Origin of the sequence: Lysinibacillus sp. JNUCC-52 (assembly GCF_015999545.1) — a bacterium.
Lineage (GTDB): Bacteria > Bacillota > Bacilli > Bacillales_A > Planococcaceae > Lysinibacillus.
The window spans coordinates 4,020,240-4,039,732 of the sequence record NZ_CP065546.1 but is presented as its reverse complement, the minus strand read 5'-3'; the positions used below and the strand labels follow the sequence as shown (position 1 = coordinate 4,039,732).

Sequence of the window (19,493 nt, the reverse complement as noted above, 5' to 3'; positions counted from 1 at the left end):
TTAGTTGTTTCCTCCTACTTTATGAGCTAGTTCTCCAAGTGCTTGTTTTTGTAGTTCAATTAATTCTTGGATTCCTTTTTCACCTAATGCAAGCAATTCATTTAATTCTTCGCGAGAAAAGGTTGCTTCTTCCCCTGTACCTTGTAGTTCAACAAAACGGCCAGCACCAGTCATAACGATGTTCATATCAACTGCTGCGGCAACATCTTCAACATAGTTTAAGTCTAAAACGGCACCTTGTTCTTCAACAATGCCGACACTTGTAGCAGCTAAGAAATCTGTAATAGGGAATTTTTCTAGTTGTTTTTCTTCAGCAAGCTTAGCAATCGCCTGTGTCATTGCTACAAATGCACCAGTAATAGACGCAGTACGTGTTCCACCATCTGCTTGAATGACGTCACAGTCAATCCATACAGTACGTTCACCTAAAGCTTCTAAATCGACGATAGCACGCAATGCACGACCAATAAGACGTTGGATTTCCATTGTACGTCCGTTTACTTTCCCGCGTGACGATTCACGTGGTGTACGTTGTGCAGTGGCACGAGGTAGCATAGAATACTCAGCTGTAATCCATCCTTTTCCTTGCCCACGTAAAAAACCTGGTACTTTATCTTCAACTGTTGCTGTACAAATTACTTTCGTATTTCCAACTTGGATCAATACTGAGCCTTCTGGATGCAATAAATACTCGCTATCCAACTTTACAGGGCGTAATGCATCTGCATCTCTACCATCAAATCTTGTCATAATTATTCGTTCCTCCTCAAATCTTTCGCGCCCTTATTTTATCATATTTTACATTGATGCGACGATTTACTACGCGCAATATATGATATTTATCATATAAAATGCATTACATTTTCATCTACTATGACAAACGTTAACATGTTATAGTAATATAACAAAGAAAGAGGTGATGGTCATGTCTCAACCAACAATTGAGCATAGTAGTTATACCATAAAGGAAGAATTTTGGAATGCGCTAACACATGGAATAGGTGCATTTTTGACAGTTCCTGCTACCCTTCTATTAGTGCATAAAGCGTTAACCACTGGTACAAGCACAGAGCTAATTAGTTACATTATTTTTGGTTTATCGATGTTTTGTTTATACATAGCATCCACCTTGTATCATTCACTTCCGACAAATAAGGTGCTGTTAAAAAAATTAGATCATAGCTCCATATTCTTATTAATCGCAGGAACTTATACACCGATTGCTTTAATTGCAGTAGGTGGAAAGCTTGGATGGAGCATTTTCATTATTGAATGGGTGCTTGCCTTCATCGGCATTATTTTAAAACAATTTTTCGTATATCGCTTCAAAAAAATATCATTAATCGTCTATATTGGCATGGGATGGCTCATTGTCTTCGCCTATAAGCCATTAGTTGACTACATCTCATTCAAAGGCTTTATGACGCTTTTAATCGGCGGTATTTTTTATACTGCTGGTACTTATTTTTACAAAAATAAAAAGATTAAGTACAACCATGCAATTTGGCATGTCTTTGTCATGGCTGGAAGTGCTTGGATGTTCGTGACGATCTATTTATTTATGTAAACCACATAAAATAAAAAAAATCAGCCTAGCTCTTAAGCTAAGCTGATTTTTATTTTAATGTAATACGGTTTATGTCAAGCGTACCTTGCTCCAGCCAACTTTCTGCAATCGAGCGGAAAATGGGTACAGAACCCGATGCAAAAAATTTATGTGCGGGCTTAGCATTTGATTCTGCTAAAGTGCCATTATACGCAAGCATTTCCTCGACATCCTTTGCTGTTTCTTCCGCAGAAGATAGCACGAAAACATCTTCTCCGACGACAGCTTCAATTTGTTTTTGCAAAATAGGATAATGTGTACATCCTAAAATGACCGTATCAAATTGTTCGTTTTTTAACGGTTTTAAGCCATCAGCAATTAAATTATTTGCAAATTCACCTTTATATTCGCCACTTTCTACTAGTGGTACGAACGTTGGACAAGCCAATGGAATAATGTGGGTAGACGTATTAAGAGACAATAATGCTTCTTCATAGGCCCCACTTTTAATTGTTCCTTCTGTTGCAAGCACAACGACTTCATGTCGCTTCGTTTTCTTTACAGCTGCACGTGCGCCAGCATTAATAACGCCTAATACCGGAAAAGGCATATTACGTTGTAAACTTTCGAGTGCCACTGCAGTCGCTGTATTACAAGCAATGACTAGCATCTTGATATTCATTTTCTCTAGCGCTTTTGCCATTTGCCAAGTAAAATTTCGTACTTCTTGTCGAGTTCGTGGACCATAGGGACATCTTGCTGTATCACCAATATAATAAATCGTTTCATTTGGTAATCGTTTTATTATTTCCTTTGCTACGGTTAAACCGCCTACTCCTGAATCAATAACGCCTATCGGGGCATTCATACTTTCCGCCTCAATCCTGTTTCATGTGTACATGTAGTTTTTGTAAATAGCTTGATAATTGCGCGACTTCTTGTTCATTAAAACCAACAAGCATTTCCTGCAAATATTGCTGTCTTTTTTCTATAACCTCTTGAATTATACGTTCGCCTTTTTCGAGAAGATGAACGACAACGACACGACGATCATTTTCATCACGCATTCGCTTGACTAATTCATTTTTCTCCATTCGGTCCACTAAATCTGTTGTCGTACTAAAAGCTAAGTATAAACGGTTTGATAAATCGCCAATTGTAATATCACCAAGCTCTTCTAACCACTGTAATGCAACAAATTGTGGCGGCGTAATCGCATATTGTGAAACAATTTCCCTTCCTTTTTGCTTCACAATGGCCGCTATATAGCGTAGTTCCTTTTCAACCGTTGCAACGGTTTCAGGTGAGTGCTTTGTTACTTCATCCGACATATAACTATTCCACTCCTAAAAATACGTTGAATAGTTCTATTTTGTCGTTTTTTTCACGAAATAGCAAGTGTCCATTAGTCTAATTTAAATTCTTCTAAGCGTAACAGCTCAATTAACGCTTGAGATCGATTTGTTACACCCAGCTTTTGAATTGTATTGGAAATGTGGTTTCGCACTGTTTTTTCACTAATACCAAGTTGCCCTGCAATATCCCTCGTTGTTTTTTCAGCTAATAAAAGCGCAAATATTTCACGTTCTCGGTTTGTTAAAAGAGAACGATGATGAGAGCCATTCATTTTCAGTCACACCCTCCTCCCCCGCACGTATTGTAACTTATGTTAAGGAGTGATGAGCGGTGACGGCTATTTTCATTAATATACGTAGTTTCCACAAAAAAATCGGAAGTTCTTCTATATAAGCGCAATAAGCAAATAAAAAATGCATGAATTGCCCCTGCAATTTACGTCCAGCTTTTTGAGCCTGCTCGAAAAACTCTACTATACATTTTTGACTTCTACGCATTTATAATAATTCAACATTATCCATACTAATTAAGTACATCGTTACATACATCCCACTCTTAGAAAAGTGGTGATTTTTACGATAAGCCAGTTAAATAATAGCTAATGCTGCTAAATGTGCCTTTTCCTCTTCTGTGATGGGCACACTTTTTCCTGTTCGTGGGTCCATTTGTACAACTGTACCACGTCCTGTAAAGCATACTTCATCTTTTTGATTTTTTGCCAAGTAATGAATATCCATTGAAGAATTTCCTACTTTAGCTACTTTCGTATACACGCGGATGACATCGTCAAAGAAAACTTGCTTTCGGTAATCACATTGTAAATCTGCTACGATTGGAATACCATTTACATGGTCATCTATTGCAGAGGGCATTAATATGCCAAGATGATTAAAATAATCGATTCTCGCCTGTTCAAAATATGTAAAGCTAACAGTGTTATTCATATGGCCATACATATCCGTTTCTGAAAAACGAACACGTACTTCTATATAAAACGAAAAATCTTTTGCCCATTTCTCAAAATCCCCAATATAGCTTGCTTTCATGTGAACCATCCCCTTCGTCTGTATGCGGCTACTGTTTTTATGAAGCTGTTGATATTCTAGCCGTATTAATAGTTAAAAAATGAATACAAATTCATTATAAAGGAAAATGCTATTTTATCATAGAAAAATCAGAAATTTTAGTGTTTTATTGCCGAATCAACTATTATCTTATATCTAACAGTCTATAAAAAAATCCCTTACACAATTGTGTAAGGGATTTGCATTGTACAATTAGTCAACGTAATGGTCAGAACCGAAGAAGTTACGGAACATTTGCACTGTTGTTGCACGGTTTAAAGATGCGATAGATGTTGTTAAAGGTATACCTTTAGGACAAGCAGCTACACAGTTTTGAGAGTTACCGCAGTTAGCAAGACCGCCATCTCCCATAATTGCATTTAAACGTTCGTCTTTAATCATTGCACCTGTTGGGTGAGTGTTAAATAGACGTACTTGTGATAGTGGTGCTGGTCCAATGAATGAAGCTTTTTCAGACACGTTTGGACACGCTTCCATACATACACCACAAGTCATACATTTAGATAATTCATAAGCCCATTGACGTTTACCTTCTGGCATACGAGGACCTTCACCTAAATCATAAGTACCATCGATTGGTACCCATGCTTTTACTTTTTTCAGTGCATTGAACATACGATCACGGTCTACTTGTAAGTCACGTACAACCGGGAAAGTTTTCATTGGCTCAAGGCGAACTGGTTCAGTCAATTGATCAATCAGTGTTGAACATGATTGACGTGGACGACCATTGATTACCATTGAACATGCTCCACAAACTTCTTCAAGACAGTTCATGTCCCATGAAACTGGTGTTGTTTTTTCTCCAGTAGCTGTTACTGGATTTTTTTGAATCTCCATTAACACAGAAATAACGTTCATACCATGACGGTAAGGAACTTCGAATTTCTGCCAGTAGCCTTGGCCACCTTGTGTATCTTGACGTAAAATTTCAACTTTTACCATTCTTCCAGTATTAGCTGCGATTTCCATAATTCTTAGTCTCCTTTCGCAGAGTAGTCACGTTTACGTGGTGGGATTAATGATACATCTACTTCTTGATAAGTGATAATTGGCTCGCCCGTAGCTGGGTCGAATTTCGCCATCGTTGTTTTTAAGAAGTTTTCATCATCACGTTGCGGGAAGTCTGGTTTATAGTGTGCACCACGAGATTCATTACGTAGTAAAGCACCTTTCGTCATTACTTTCGCTAAGTAAAGCATGTTTTTCAACTGACGAGTAAAGTGAGCACCTTGGTTACTCCATTTTTGTGTATCGTTGATATTGATGTTTTCCCAACGTTTTTGGAATTCGCCAAGTTTTTTGTAAGTTTCTTCAAGTTGGTCGTTAAAGCGTACAACAGTCATTGTAGCTGTCATTAACTCACCAAGTTCTTTATGAAGTAGGTAAGCGTTTTCTGTGCCGTCCATTTTCATGATAGAATCCCATTTAGCTTGCTCTTCATTAACACGTGCATCGAAAATATCTTGAGATAAATCTTCAGCATGCTTTTTAAGATGTTTCACATAATCAACTGCATTTGGTCCAGCAACCATACCACCATAAATAGCAGATAGCAATGAGTTTGCACCTAGACGGTTTGCGCCATGTTGTGAGTAATCACATTCACCTGCTGCAAATAGACCAGGAATTTCAGTCATTTGGTTGTAATCAACCCATAATCCACCCATTGAATAGTGAACTGCTGGGAAAATTTTCATTGGTAATTTACGTGGGTCATCACCTACGAATTTTTCGTAGATTTCAATGATACCACCAAGTTTAACGTCTAACTCATGTGGATCTTTATGAGAAAGATCTAGGTATACCATGTTTTCGCCGTTAATACCAAGCTTTTGGTTTACACAAACGTCGAAAATTTCACGTGTAGCAATATCACGTGGTACTAAGTTACCATATGCAGGATACTTTTCTTCTAAGAAATACCAAGGTTTACCGTCTTTGTATGTCCAAATACGTCCACCTTCACCACGTGCAGATTCTGACATTAGACGGTTTTTGTCGTCCCCAGGAATCGCTGTAGGGTGAATTTGAATGAACTCACCATTCGCGTATGAAGCACCTTGTTGGTATACGATAGAAGCAGCAGAACCTGTGTTAATAACAGAGTTTGTTGTTTTACCGAAGATAATACCAGGGCCACCAGTCGCCATAATTACAGCGTCTGCACGGAATGATTTAATTTCTTCTGTACGCATATTTTGTGCTACGATACCGCGGCAAACGCCGTCATCATCAATAACCACACCAAGGAATTCCCAGTGCTCATATTTGTTAACTAATCCAGCTACTTCGTGAGAACGAACTTGCTCGTCCAACGCGTATAGTAATTGCTGACCAGTTGTTGCACCTGAGAATGCTGTACGGTGCATTAACGTACCACCGAAACGACGGAAATCAAGTAAACCTTCTGGCGTACGGTTGAACATTACACCCATACGGTCCATTAAGTGAATAATACCAGGGGCTGCATCACACATACCTTTAACAGGTGGTTGGTTTGCTAAGAAATCCCCACCATATACTGTATCATCAAAGTGAATCCAAGGAGAATCCCCTTCACCTTTTGTATTTACGGCACCATTAATTCCGCCTTGCGCACATACAGAGTGTGAGCGTTTTACAGGAACTAATGAGAATAAATCAACTTCAGTACCAACTTCAGCTGCTTTAATCGTTGCCATCAGACCAGCTAAACCGCCGCCGACAACAATTATTTTGCTTTTCGCCATGATTATTTCTCACTCCTCTTAAAAAATTGCAATGATTGCATGCACTATTATAGTAGCTTTTATTAAATTAAACGAAAGCTAAAATAGCAGCCACACCAACTACACTTAGAATTACGAAAAGAACGTTTGTTACATAAGTAGCAATCTTTTGAGACTGAGGAGATTGTGTGATACCCCAGCTTACTAGGAATGCCCATAAGCCATTTGATAAGTGGAAAGTTGCTGATATAATACCAACAATATAGAATCCAAGCATAAATGGATTATTTACGATATTTGCCATCATGTCGTAATCAACGTGTGTACCAAGCGCTTTTTGAATACGAGTTTGGAAAATATGCCATGCAATGAAGATTACTAAAAATACACCTGTGAAGCGTTGTAATGAGAACATCCAGTTACGGTATGTGCTGAAACGCCCTGTATTTGGTGTAGCAGTGAATGCGATGTACACACCATAAAATGCGTGGAACATTAATGGAATATAGATGACAATCCACTCTACTAGGATAAGAAATGGAATCTTTTCCATTACTGCGGTTGCATCATTGTAGCTCTCTGCTCCGCCTACTGCTGTAAAGTTAATGAATAGGTGCATCGTTAAAAACAGACCTACTGGAATGATACCAAGTAGAGAATGTAAGCGACGCCATAAAAACTCTCGATCTTTCGACAAGACTGTTACCCCCCTTAGTACTTAAAATAGCACAACAAAAGAAGTCACCATTTTGTAAATGATACTCCATTGACTGTGTATTTCATCATGGTACAATATTATGACATGTTTATTGTACTCTCAAGAGCTACGAGCGTCAAGGTAACATAGAGTTTTTAATAGCCCTCATTATAGAAGCAATCTAGTACATAACGTGTCGTTTCTTCTCGAAAATTCTACCTTTACTTTATTGACGCTGAATTATAAGAAAATTCTAAGAAAGAAGGATTTCTATGTTAAATAATCCATCTAATACAATCTCACCATTTGGATATGAGTTAATCCGTGATCATATTCTATCATCTATTCTCGGTAAACATGAAGATGACGTACTATATTGGGCTGGAAAAGAGCTTGCACGGAAGTTCCCTTGTAAAAGTCAAGATGAACTTATCGCATTTTTCGCGGATGCGTGCTGGGGTACTCTTGAATTGACAAAGGAGTCTAAGGATGGACGTATTTTCCATTTAACAAATGAGCCAACCCTTTTGCAAATTCAAAATCGGAGCTTTAGATTGGAAGCAGGGTTTATTGCTGAACAAATCCAACAATCAAAAGGATACTTAACGGAATGTTATGATGAGAAGCGCGAAAAGCAACAGCAAGTCATGTTTACAGTTAAATGGGATGTTAAAGAGCGTATTATGAATACAATACCAAATAGATAAGCTTGTAAGTATTGCGATTTTGTTAGAAAAGCAATCCTTTTTCAGCGTCGACAAAAGGCAACATGCCTTTTGTCTTTTTTTATTATAGGTATCCATCGGCATATTCCTGGTTGCGTTGATAAGCGGAGGCGGGCGACTCCTGATGAGAACGTACAAAACGTAAGACGCGGGCATTTCGCGTTAGCCAAGGTGACGGCTTACGTTTGTGCCCGCGGAAAGCGCCCGCCCGTAGCGGAAATCAACCTATGTAGTTATCTATAGAAAGCTACTATTCGTGAATCTCTTCTGCTAAATTAAACTCATCATGTAATGCGTTTGCAGCGCGAATCATTTCGTCCTGTGGGACAACAACAGAAACTTTAATCTCAGAAGTACTGACCATTTTTACTGCAATTTCTTCTCGACGTAAGCGATCAAACATTCGTGCTGCAACACCTGGATTTGACGCCATGCCTGATCCAATAATCGAAACTTTCGCTAGTCCAATTTCAAAATCTGCAAAGCTAAAACCAAGTGATAATTTACTATCCTCTAGTACACGTAAAGCATCAGCAAACTCTTCTTTTAAAATGGTAAATGATACAGATGGTCTCACACCTTCAATAATAGCTTGCACAATAATATCAACATTAATGCGATTCTCTGCTAGGATAGCAAACATATCTGCTAACGATGCAGTTGAGTATGTATCATAACCGATAGTTAAGCGAATGATATCAGACTCATAAGCAACACCACGTACGATTAAATTTTTCTCCATTTCAACTTCCTCCTTCAATAAAGTACCTGCTATATCTTCTACACTTGAACGAATAATGACAGGCATTTGAAACTTTTTAGCAAGCTCCACTGCCCGTGGATGTAAAATATGTGAACCTAAATGGGACAGTTCAAGCATTTCATCATATGAAATCTCCTTTAGCTTTCTTGCTTTTTTTATAAACCGAGGATCTGCTGTATAAACACCATCTACATTTGTATAAATGTCCACACGTTCCGCTTCTAATGCAGCTGCAATGGCTACTGCCGTTGTTTCGGCTCCACCTTTACCAAGCGTTGTAATATTATTTGCACTAGAAATGCCCTGCTCTCCCGCAACAACGACAATTTGTCCTTGTATCAAATGTTCTTTCATACGGCACACATCGATATGGTCGATACGTGCATGAAAGTGTTTCCCATCTGTTTGCACACCAGCCTGCCAGCCAGTCAAAGATACTGCATCATAGCCCGCCTCCTGTAAAGCAATTGCAAAAAGGGCACTTGCGAGTTGTGAACTCGTCGAAAGTAGTACATCCATTTCACGTTTAGAAGCATCGTCTGATATATCACGTACCATCTTTGCTAAGTCTTTTGCTGTGCGTCCCATCGCAGCTGTCACTACTACAACATCATAGCCAAGCTCTTTTTTGGCTATCGCTATTTTAGCGACCTCTTGAATTTGCTCGGTTGAAGCGATTGCTGGTCCGCCAAACTTTAATACAATACTCGCCATTATTATCATTCTCCTTTTATCGATTCGTCTCTAGAACAGCAAAAAGGCAGCCTTCACATAACGTGAAAGCTGCCTGCAACATGTACAATAAAAAGCTTGCGCATGTGTGATAGCTCTCCGAAACGTCAAGATTCGACAGTCTTACATCTATTAAATGCAAAACCAGCAAAGTATCGGAAACAACGATACTTCACTTCGGCAAGCTCCCCTTTCACACACCATCATTGGATTTGTCCATCCTTCAATGTGCTACTATTGAATCTTGCACCTCTATCATCACTTAAAATAGTGAAATTATTCATTTTTACCTTTATGAAAATATATGCTCTGCCCACATATTCTTCATCTAAAGTGTAATAGAACATATCAGTTTTTCACTGCTTTGTTCTATCACAACCTTAGCACATGTCTAATCCTTTGACAACGTCTGTTGCTGAAAATAATTGTAAATACTGTTCGCTAAGTTCGCAGGTATTCCCGCTTCTTGAAGTGCAAGCTCACTTGCTTCACGAATCTTTTTAACTGAACCAAAGTGCTTCAATAATTGTTGCTTGCGTTTTGGCCCAACACCTTCAATGCCATCGAGAACAGATTGAATAGCATTTTTCTCATGCTGTTGGCGTAAAAATGTAATCGCAAAACGGTGTACCTCGTCCTGAATACGCTGAAGTAAATAAAACCCGTCACTTGTCCGCTTTAATGCAATGACCTCAGGTGGATCACCAAATAAAAGCTGGGATGTATTATGTTTTTCATCTTTTGCTAAGCCAGCAATTGGGATAACAAGTCCAAGCTCGTCCTCTAACACTTCTCGCGCGACTTCCATCTGTCCTTTACCACCATCTATTAGAACTAAATCAGGCAATGGCAAGCCTTCTTTTAATACTCTTGTGTAACGGCGACGTATCACTTCTTGCATTGCTCCATAATCATCATGTTTTGCGGCAGTGCGTGTTTTATATTTACGATATTCCTTCTTAGCAGGCTTACCATCAATAAATACAACCATTGCTGATACCGCATCAGCACCATGCATATGACTATTATCAAAAGCTTCAATGCGGAGAGGTGCTGAAATTCCCATCGCTTCCCCGAGTGCCTCGCAAGCACCTATTGTACGCTCTTCCTGTCGCTCAATTAGCTGGAATTTCGCCGCCACTGCAATTTCAGCATTTTTCATAGCTAAATCTACTAATTCTTTTTTTTGCCCTCGCTTCGGTGTTAGCACTTTAACCGCTAATAATTCCGTTAAAATTGCTGTATCTATCGACGGAGGAATAAAAATTTCCTTAGGCTTTATATGCTCAGGCTTTTCATAAAAGCGTCCGACAAATGTTAAAAATTCTTCTTCAACATCCTGATAAATCGGGAAAATCGAAACATCTCGTTCAATCAACTTACCTTGACGAACGAAAAATACTTGCACACACATCCAACCCTTTTCAACTGCATAACCGAATACATCGCGGTTCGTTGTATCACTGGACACAATTTTTTGCTTTTGCATAACCGTTTCTATATGTGCAATTTGATCGCGGAACTCCTTCGCTCGCTCAAACTCTAGTTGCTCCGCGGCAGCTAACATTTTCTGTTCAAGCTCTTTTTTTACTGACTCCACACCACCATTTAAAAACTTCGTCATATCTTCAATCATATCGTGATATACTTGAGCATCAATTTCTTTTACACACGGTGCTAAGCATTGTCCCATATGGTAATACAAGCAAACTTTTGATGGTAATTGTACACATTTACGTAGCGGATAGAGTCTATCGAGCAACTTTTTTGTTTCACTTGCTGCATACGCATTTGGATAAGGACCAAAGTATTTTGCTTTATCTTTTTTTACTTTACGTGTTGTAATAAGCCGTGGATATTTTTCGTTCGTAATTTTAATATACGGATACGTTTTATCATCCGTTAGCATGATATTGTATTTAGGATCGTGTAGCTTAATAAGGTTTAACTCTAGAATAAGTGCCTCTAAATTCGAAGAAGTCACAATGTACTCAAAATCCTCAATCTCACCAACAAGGCGCTGTGTTTTCCCTTCATGTGTTCCTGTAAAATACGAGCGCACTCGGTTTTTAAGTACCTTGGCCTTACCTACATAAATAATTGTCCCTTGTCGATCCTTCATCAAATAGCAGCCAGGCTGATCTGGTAGAATATCAAGCTTACGTTTAATTAAATCATTCATCGCCTACCTGCCCCCCTTTTTTGATGCCTATCTAATAATTGCCATTTCGTTCCATTCTCTTTTGTCTCTCATCGTAAATCGCTCAAAAGATATTACAACAAAATAAGAAAATTTATTAATAAACGAGCGTTTATTGAAATTCCTCTATCTATTATATAACGAAAAAAAGCCAAGCACATCTAAAGATGGCTCAGCTCTTTATTTTACAAATTAAGCATGTTTTGCGATGAAAGCTTCTAATGCTTCTTTAGGTTGGAAACCAACAGTTTTATCTACTAATTCACCGTTTTTGAATAAAAGCAATGAAGGGATAGACATGATTTGGTATTGTGCTGCAGTACCTTGGTTGTTATCCACATCTACTTTTACGATTTTAGCTGCACTACCTGCAGCATCCATTTCTTCAAGAACTGGTCCGATCATTTTACATGGTCCACACCAAGCAGCCCAAAAGTCGACTAATACTAAGCCTTCTTTAATATCATCTTGAAACGTTGCATCTGTTGCATGTACAATTGCCATTTGAAATCCTCCTTAAATCTTACTATGGTTGTAGTATAGCATGGATAAAATAGCTTGAGCGAACAATCTGCCTGCAATGTATATTTTATGAAAAACATGTCGGATACATAAATGACACCAATTAATTTACTTGATGTCGGCCTTTAAATACATACGTTAATGTAATAAAAATGTAAATTGCTAAAGTGATGCCTGTCACGATAATGGATGTTGTAAAAATAATCCCAATGAGTATGGCACTTAACGCAATTATGGCTATCCAAGTTGTATACGGAAACCATTTCACTTCATAGGCGCTTGTGTTTTGTGATTGTTTTTTTCGTGATTTCAAATGGGCAATCGCAATAATTAACCAAATAAATAATACGGTATAGCCAAGCGATCCCATTAAGAAATCAAACGTCTTGCTTCCAGCATATAAAGAAAAGATAACACCTAAGTATAAAGCTGCCGTACACATTAAAATGGCATATACAGGAACTTTTCGTTTAGATAAATGCGCAAAGATTTTTGGAACACGACCGTCTACCGCTTGTGTATACAGTACGCGAGATGAACCATAAAGCCCTGAATTCATGGAAGAAATAATAGCTAGTAAAACAACAGCATTCATAATATGGTCTGCCCCTGGAATTCCAATCATTTTAAATACCATAACAAATGGACTTTCAGGTACCCCATTTACTTCATTCCAAGGAATTAAACTAACGATAATAAAGAAAGGAAGAAGGTAGAATGTAACAATACGCACTAATGTACTGCGAACAGCTTTTGGTACTACTTTTTCAGGATTTTTCGTTTCAGCTAATGTAATCCCAATGATTTCTGTACCACCATACGAATAAATGACGACAAGCATTGCAGCGATTAACCCCGTTGATCCATTAGGGAAAAAGCCTCCGTGTTCAGTTAAGTTTGCAAAGCCAACTGCTGTATGATTACCAAACGTACCAAACAATAAAATAAGTCCTGCAATAATAAATACAATAATTACAGTAATTTTAATCATCGCTAGCCAGTATTCAGTTTCCGCAAATAGTTTTACGGATAACAGGTTAATAGCTGTCACTAATATAGAAACAGATAGAGCAAGTATCCAAATCGGATATTGAGGTAGCCAATATTGAATAAAAATAGCAGCAACTACTGATTCTGCTGTAATATTTAAAACCCACATTTTCCAATAGATCCAATCAAGGAAATATGCAGGGTATTTACCTAATACGGATTCAACTAAATCCCTAAATGTTCTTGCCTCTTTATTTCGAACAGCCATCTCGGCTAAACCTTGCATGACAAATAATAAAATAATGCCTCCTACTAAATACGCAATAAGCACAGACGGCCCTGCCATATCAATGGCTGCACTACTTCCTTTAAATAACCCAGCACCGATGGCACCACCTAACGCCATCATTGTAATATGGCGCGAGGTCATAGTTCGTTTTAATTGTTGATTGTTGTTTTCCACTTTCTTACCTCCTAAAATCAAAAAAGGCATATCGTCTGTTCCTTCATCATCAAATGAAAGAAGAGACGATATGCCATAAGCTACCGCGGTACCACTCTAATTGGTTCATTATGAACCCAACTTAAAAACCTTATAACGAAGGTTAATCGTCAAACAAATAGAATAATCTGATAACTCTATTTATTTTACCACTCCTAGGCAAGTTCAAAGTCTTATTGGACTGCGTTGCACCACCCCGCAGCTCTCTTTACCGAATAATGAGCTTTTACTACTCCTAATCTTTGCGTTTCAAAACAATATGATTGAAAAATTAATGATTATTCACCACTATAATGTCTCTTGTTAGTTATGTCAATATTTTATTTTACAATAATTTTCACATTATACTTCTCGCGAGATATAACCATAAAAAAAGCAGGAAGGATTTATCCTTCCTGCTTCAACTAATTATGCGTTTACTTTTAATGCTTTAAATTCTTCGATTAGAAGCGGAATCACTTCAAATAAATCGCCGACAATACCATAGTCAGCTACTTTGAAAATATTTGCTTCAGGATCTTTATTGATTGCTACAATTACTTTAGAGTTTGACATACCTGCTAAATGTTGAATGGCACCTGAAATACCTGCTGCGATATAAAGGTCTGGTGTAACAACCTTCCCTGTTTGACCAATTTGTAAAGAATAATCACAGTACTCAGCATCACATGCACCACGAGATGCACCAACTGCACCGCCAAGTAAATCTGCTAATTCCTTTAATGGCTCAAAGCCTTCTTCTGATTTTACACCACGACCACCAGCTACAACGACTTTAGCTTCTGAAAGATCTACACCTTCTGAAGATTTACGTACAACCTCTTTAATAATTGAGCGTAAGTTTGTAATATCAACAGTGACAGAAGAAACATCACCTGATTTACCCGCAGCTTTTTCTAAAGGTGCAATATTGTTTGGACGAATTGAAGCTAACACGATGCCCTCTTTTACTTTTACCTTCTCAAAAGCTTTACCTGAGTAGATTGGACGAATGAATACTACATCGTCACCAGCACCTTCAATCGACGTTACGTCAGAAACAAGGCCTGCTTGTAATTTACTCGCAATTTTAGGAGATAAATCTTTACCATTTGCTGTATGACCGAATACAATGCCCGTTGGCTGTTCTTGCTCGATAACAGCTAATAAAGCTTGTCCATAGCCATCTGATGTATATTGTTTTAAATGTGGATGTTCCACAGTGACAACACGATCTGCCCCATGCTCAAATAATGGACCTGTTAATCCTGCAACCGCATCCCCTAAAAGTACGCCTACAACCTCGCCACCATCAGCGATTTGTTTTGCTGCTGCAATTGCCTCGAAAGATACATTACGTAAGCTTCCTTCACGAACTTCACCTAATACTAATACTTTTTTTGACATAGTATATTCCCTCCGTTACCCTTTAAGATTCGATTTGCGCTAACACTTAAACAACTTTCGCTTCTGAATGAAGTAGGTTGACTAGCTCTTTTGCTTGATCAGACAGCTCACCTTCTAAAATACGGCCTGCTGCTTTTTGAGCTGGTAAGTAAATGTCGACTGTTTCTACTTTTACTTCAACATCATCTTCATCGATATCTAAATCATCTAATTCCAGCTCTGCAAGCGGTTTCTTCTTCGCTTTCATAATGCCTGGTAATGATGGGTAACGTGGCTCATTTAGACCTTGTTGAGCAGTTACTAAAAGTGGTAAAGACGTTTCAATCACTTCAGAATCACCCTCGATATCGCGCACGATTTTTGCAGTTGTGCCATCGATTTCAAGGTTTGTAATTGTTGTAACGTAGTTGATGCCTAATAAATCTGCAACACGTGGACCTACTTGACCAGAACCACCGTCAATTGCCACATTTCCTGTTAAAATTAAATCAGCATCTTTATCTTTTAAGTATTCAGCTAAAATATAAGCAGCTGCATTTTGATCTAACTCATCTAGATCATCTTCAGTATTAATAAGAACCGCTTCATCTGCACCCATTGCTAACGCAGTACGCAATTGTTTTTCTGCATCCTCGCCACCGATAGTCACAACTGTTACTTTACCACCAGCTGCATCACGAACTTGGATTGCCTCTTCAATTGCATACTCATCATAAGGATTAATAATGAATTCAGCGCCGTCCTCTTGGATTTTACCACCCGACACTACGATTTTTTCTTCTGTATCAAACGTACGTTTAATTAATGCAAAAATATTCATATTTCATACCCCCTGCAACGTTTTTTAAATTCCCAAGTAAACTTGTAAATATTATATATTTTCAGTCTAGATAAACTCCCCTTAAGTGGTTAACTATACTGATGGAAAACTATTTGCCAGTAAACACAGGCTCGCGTTTTTCAATAAATGCTTGAATTCCTTCTTTCGCATCTTCTGATACAAATACTGTACCAAATGATTTAGCCTCTGCTTGAATACCCTCATAAAATGAAGCATGTTTCGCATATTGCAATGCTTGAATTGCTTCTTTTAATGCAATTGGGCTTTTCTTCGCAATTTTTTTCGCTACCTTTAGTGTTTCCTCCAATAATACTTCATCTGTAAAAGCACGGTTTGCTAGTCCCCATTGCACAGCTTCTGTACCTGAAATAGGATCGCTTGTAAACAACATTTCTGCTGCTTTAGCTACCCCTACATAGCGTGGTAAACGTTGTGTGCCACCGAATCCTGGAATAAGTCCTAGTTGTAGTTCAGGCAATCCTAATTTCGCAGATTCCGTTACAAAACGCATATGACAGCTCATAGCTAGCTCTAGACCACCGCCAAGTGCAGCACCATGAATTGCGGCGATGACAGGCTTAGAGAACGACTCAACACGTTCAAAGACTTGTTGACCATTGCCTGCAAGTTTCGTAAACTCTTCCCCTGAATTAACTTCTGTAAATTCCTTAATGTCTGCACCTGCTGAGAAGAAACGGCCTTCACCATGAAGTACAAGGACACGTACTGCGTCATCGTTTTCTACAGCATCTAGTACAGCATTGACTTCAGCAATGATTCCGCGAGATAATGCGTTTGCTGGTGGACGTGCAATCGTAATAATTGCAACTCCATCTTCTACTTTCCAACTTAGAAATTCCATTTCTCCACATCCTTTTATGCTTTAATGCCGTTCAGAATCAATGCCTGAACTTTCGGAACTTGTTCTATCAAATCATATCGATAGTCATTCATAACCCAAGACGTAATGGTTTCGTCAATTGTTCCAAATACCATTTGTCGCGCTAAGCGAACATCCATCGTTTGATTGAACTCACCTGAAACCATACCTTCAATTAGAATCTGATCAAGTAATTGTAAATAATCTCTTAATACACCATTGATCTTCTGTCGTAAATCTTTATTTGATTGGCGAAGTTCTAATTGTGTAACGGTCGCAAGTGATCGATCTGTAGCTAGAACACTAAAATGATTTTCAATCATTCGTGAAAGTTTGTCTTTCGACGTACTTCCATTTTCTATTATATCTTGTAATGACTCTACAAAAACAGCCATTTTTTCATTAAAGACAGAAATTAATATATCTTCTTTATTTTTAAAATATAAATAGATTGTTCCGTCGGCTACTCCAGCTTGTTTAGCAATCTTCGATACTTGCGCTTGGTGATAACCATTTTCTGCAATAACGAAGACAGCTGCATCAATAATTTGCTTATATTTCGGCTTATCTCGCTTCATTTTTAAATCACCACCTACAAAAACATACGCACACCTTATTATTTTTTGTCACATATTAGACGTATCGTTAAGCGAATGATTTGCCTATTTATATGACACTTTGAAATTCTTTTAACACTGAAATTTCGAAACAAAATTTTGAGCCGATTCTTCATGATTTACATGGCGTGGTTTTCAAGAAACAAAAAATATGAAAATATGAATGGTTATTCATTCATATTTTCATATTATATTTTACATTCACGCTTGTCAATACTTTACCACGTAGTTATTTTGCTTCTTTATTCGCCATTTTTGTTTTTTCTTCCTCTACTAAAGTACGGCGTAAAATTTTTCCGACTGCTGTTTTTGGTAACTCGTCACGGAATTCATAATAGCGCGGTACTTTAAAAGCAGCTAAGTGTTGACGGCAATATTTATTTAATTCGTCTTCCGTAATCGAATATCCTTCTTTTACAACAATATAAGCTTTTACTGTTTCCCCTCGATACGGATCAGGAATACCTGCAACTACACATTCTTGAATTTCTTCACGCTCATATAATACTTCTTCGACTTCACGAGGATAAATATTAAAGCCACCCGCTATAATTAAATCTTTCTTTCGGTCAACTACATAGAAGTAACCTTTTTCATCCATATAGCCTAAATCACCCGTTAAGAACCAACCATCTGCAAACGTTGCTGCCGTATCTTCAGGACGATTCCAATAGCCCTTCATAACTTGCGGGCCTTTTACAGCAATTTCGCCCACTTCACCTATGGCAAGCTGTTCCGTATCTCCTGTACGTAATATGACAGAATCAGTATTCGGCCACGGTAAACCTACTGAACCTATAACACGGTTACCCCAAATTGGTGTTGCGTGCGTTACTGGAGAAGTTTCGGTTAACCCGTAACCTTCTACTAGTTTCCCACCTGTTACTGCCTCAAATTGCTCCTGTACTTCTACAGGCAGCGAAGCCGAACCACTTAGACATGCTTTAATAGACGATAAATCATATTTCGCAATATCTGGATGATTTAATAAACCAATATACAATGTCGGTGCACCAGGAAACAACGTTGGCTTTTGCTTATCAATCGTTTTCAAAGCTGTTTCAGCATCAAACTTCGGTAATAATACCATTCTATTTTGAGTGAAAACAGAAAGCAACATGACAGTTGTCATTCCATAAACATGGAAAAATGGAAGCACACCCATTATCGTTTCCTCACCATGGACACATTTATACATCCAAGCGTCACACATTGTCGTATTGGCAATTAAGTTTTTATGCGTTAGCATAACACCTTTCGGATACCCTGTCGTCCCGCCTGTATACTGAAGTAATGCAAGATCTTCTTCAAAATCAAATGGCATTTCAATCATTTTTACAGGTGAGGATTTCATAATTTCTGTAAATAAATGATTTTGTCCACTATGCTCAACTTTCACACTAAAGCCATACTGCTTTTTTTGGATAAATGGATATACTAAGTTTTTTGGGAATGGTAAGTAGTCTTTGATTGCGGTTACAATGACATTTTCAAGAGCCGTTTCTTTCATGATTTTCATCACTCGCGGATATAAAATATCCATGACTAAAATGACCTTCGCACCTGAATCCATCAATTGATATTGCAATTCACGTTCAGTGTAAAGTGGATTTGTCTGTACTACGACCGCTCCAGCATACATCGCCCCATAGTAAGCGATTACACTTTGTGGCGTATTTGGTAACATAATTGCCACACGGTCTCCCTTTTCTACACCAAGTGCTTGTAAATAGTTCGCGAACTTAAGTGCGGACTCATATAACTCGGTGTACGTTAAATCCTTACCCATAAAATGAATGGCCACTTTAGATGGTTTCTTTTGATAGGCACGTGTCAAAAACTCTTGCACAGGAATTTCCTCAAACGTTAAAGACGGTGGTACTTCTTCAGGATAATTTGCTAGCCATGGTTTTGCTGTCATACGTCCTCTCCCCTTTGTC

19 protein-coding genes, 1 riboswitch and 1 other annotated feature are annotated in these 19,493 nt (G+C 38.2%); of the genes, 2 read left to right on the top strand and 17 right to left on the bottom strand.

Annotated elements, in window-relative coordinates:
- A complete protein-coding gene (gene rph / locus JNUCC52_RS19950; protein WP_172772338.1) occupies positions 1–750 on the bottom strand; it encodes a ribonuclease PH in 750 nt (249 codons plus the stop codon).
- Positions 751–925: 175 nt separating this feature from the next.
- Between rph and trhA the strand changes: the two genes are divergently transcribed.
- The gene (gene trhA, locus JNUCC52_RS19945; protein WP_337980632.1) at positions 926–1,567 is read left to right on the top strand and encodes a PAQR family membrane homeostasis protein TrhA; all 642 of its coding nucleotides are present in this window, start codon (positions 926–928) and stop codon (positions 1,565–1,567) included.
- A 49-nt stretch (positions 1,568–1,616) separates the two neighbouring features.
- On the opposite strand, the gene racE is transcribed toward trhA, so the two are convergent.
- The 7 genes from racE to JNUCC52_RS19910 form a co-directional block, all read right to left on the bottom strand.
- Positions 1,617–2,414: a glutamate racemase gene (gene racE / locus JNUCC52_RS19940; RefSeq protein ID WP_172772340.1), complete on the bottom strand. Its 798-nt coding sequence runs from the start codon at positions 2,412–2,414 to the stop codon at positions 1,617–1,619.
- 10 nt (positions 2,415–2,424) lie between these two features.
- Complete coding sequence (locus JNUCC52_RS19935) at positions 2,425–2,877, bottom strand: MarR family winged helix-turn-helix transcriptional regulator (RefSeq protein WP_172772341.1); 453 nt, start codon at positions 2,875–2,877, stop codon at positions 2,425–2,427.
- Between the two features lie 74 nt (positions 2,878–2,951).
- Entirely contained in the window at positions 2,952–3,173 is a 222-nt protein-coding gene (locus tag JNUCC52_RS19930; protein ID WP_172772342.1) for a helix-turn-helix domain-containing protein, read from the bottom strand.
- Positions 3,174–3,489: 316 nt separating this feature from the next.
- A complete protein-coding gene (locus JNUCC52_RS19925) occupies positions 3,490–3,948 on the bottom strand; it encodes an acyl-CoA thioesterase (RefSeq protein ID WP_172772343.1) in 459 nt (152 codons plus the stop codon).
- Between the two features lie 231 nt (positions 3,949–4,179).
- A complete protein-coding gene (gene sdhB / locus JNUCC52_RS19920) occupies positions 4,180–4,959 on the bottom strand; it encodes a succinate dehydrogenase iron-sulfur subunit (RefSeq protein ID WP_172772344.1) in 780 nt (259 codons plus the stop codon).
- A 5-nt stretch (positions 4,960–4,964) separates the two neighbouring features.
- Positions 4,965–6,719 (bottom strand): succinate dehydrogenase flavoprotein subunit, encoded by a 1,755-nt coding sequence (gene sdhA / locus JNUCC52_RS19915; RefSeq protein WP_172772345.1) that lies wholly within the window; start codon positions 6,717–6,719, stop codon positions 4,965–4,967.
- Positions 6,720–6,786: 67 nt separating this feature from the next.
- Positions 6,787–7,395 (bottom strand): succinate dehydrogenase cytochrome b558 subunit, encoded by a 609-nt coding sequence (locus JNUCC52_RS19910; protein ID WP_172772346.1) that lies wholly within the window; start codon positions 7,393–7,395, stop codon positions 6,787–6,789.
- 272 nt (positions 7,396–7,667) lie between these two features.
- Here JNUCC52_RS19910 and JNUCC52_RS19905 point away from each other — a divergent pair, with 272 nt between their 5' ends.
- Positions 7,668–8,102 carry a YslB family protein gene (locus JNUCC52_RS19905; protein WP_172772347.1) on the top strand — a complete coding sequence of 145 codons (435 nt, stop codon included), beginning with the start codon at positions 7,668–7,670 and terminating at the stop codon, positions 8,100–8,102.
- Between the two features lie 268 nt (positions 8,103–8,370).
- Here the strand turns inward: JNUCC52_RS19905 and JNUCC52_RS19900 are convergent, their stop codons facing one another.
- From JNUCC52_RS19900 to JNUCC52_RS19860, 9 genes are all read right to left on the bottom strand, one after another.
- On the bottom strand, positions 8,371–9,597 hold the full coding sequence (locus tag JNUCC52_RS19900; protein ID WP_337980631.1) for an aspartate kinase: 1,227 nt from the start codon (positions 9,595–9,597) through the stop codon (positions 8,371–8,373).
- 102 nt (positions 9,598–9,699) lie between these two features.
- Positions 9,700–9,878, bottom strand: a riboswitch (Lysine riboswitch).
- 128 nt (positions 9,879–10,006) lie between these two features.
- Positions 10,007–11,797, bottom strand: coding sequence for an excinuclease ABC subunit UvrC (uvrC, locus tag JNUCC52_RS19895; protein ID WP_172772349.1), 1,791 nt, complete (start codon positions 11,795–11,797; stop codon positions 10,007–10,009).
- A 210-nt stretch (positions 11,798–12,007) separates the two neighbouring features.
- The gene (gene trxA, locus JNUCC52_RS19890; protein WP_024363864.1) at positions 12,008–12,319 is read right to left on the bottom strand and encodes a thioredoxin; all 312 of its coding nucleotides are present in this window, start codon (positions 12,317–12,319) and stop codon (positions 12,008–12,010) included.
- Positions 12,320–12,440: 121 nt separating this feature from the next.
- A complete protein-coding gene (locus JNUCC52_RS19885) occupies positions 12,441–13,790 on the bottom strand; it encodes an amino acid permease (protein WP_337980630.1) in 1,350 nt (449 codons plus the stop codon).
- A 58-nt stretch (positions 13,791–13,848) separates the two neighbouring features.
- Positions 13,849–14,081, bottom strand: a binding site (T-box leader).
- 156 nt (positions 14,082–14,237) lie between these two features.
- Positions 14,238–15,215, bottom strand: a complete 978-nt coding sequence (locus JNUCC52_RS19880; protein ID WP_172772351.1) for an electron transfer flavoprotein subunit alpha/FixB family protein — start codon at positions 15,213–15,215, stop codon at positions 14,238–14,240.
- A 46-nt stretch (positions 15,216–15,261) separates the two neighbouring features.
- Positions 15,262–16,035 (bottom strand): electron transfer flavoprotein subunit beta/FixA family protein, encoded by a 774-nt coding sequence (locus tag JNUCC52_RS19875; protein ID WP_172772352.1) that lies wholly within the window; start codon positions 16,033–16,035, stop codon positions 15,262–15,264.
- A gap of 109 nt (positions 16,036–16,144) precedes the next feature.
- Positions 16,145–16,918, bottom strand: a complete 774-nt coding sequence (locus JNUCC52_RS19870; protein ID WP_172772353.1) for an enoyl-CoA hydratase — start codon at positions 16,916–16,918, stop codon at positions 16,145–16,147.
- 14 nt (positions 16,919–16,932) lie between these two features.
- On the bottom strand, positions 16,933–17,514 hold the full coding sequence (fadR, locus tag JNUCC52_RS19865; protein ID WP_172772354.1) for a fatty acid metabolism transcriptional regulator FadR: 582 nt from the start codon (positions 17,512–17,514) through the stop codon (positions 16,933–16,935).
- A 268-nt stretch (positions 17,515–17,782) separates the two neighbouring features.
- A complete protein-coding gene (locus JNUCC52_RS19860) occupies positions 17,783–19,474 on the bottom strand; it encodes an AMP-binding protein (protein ID WP_172772355.1) in 1,692 nt (563 codons plus the stop codon).
- Between the last annotated feature and the right edge of the window lie 19 nt (positions 19,475–19,493).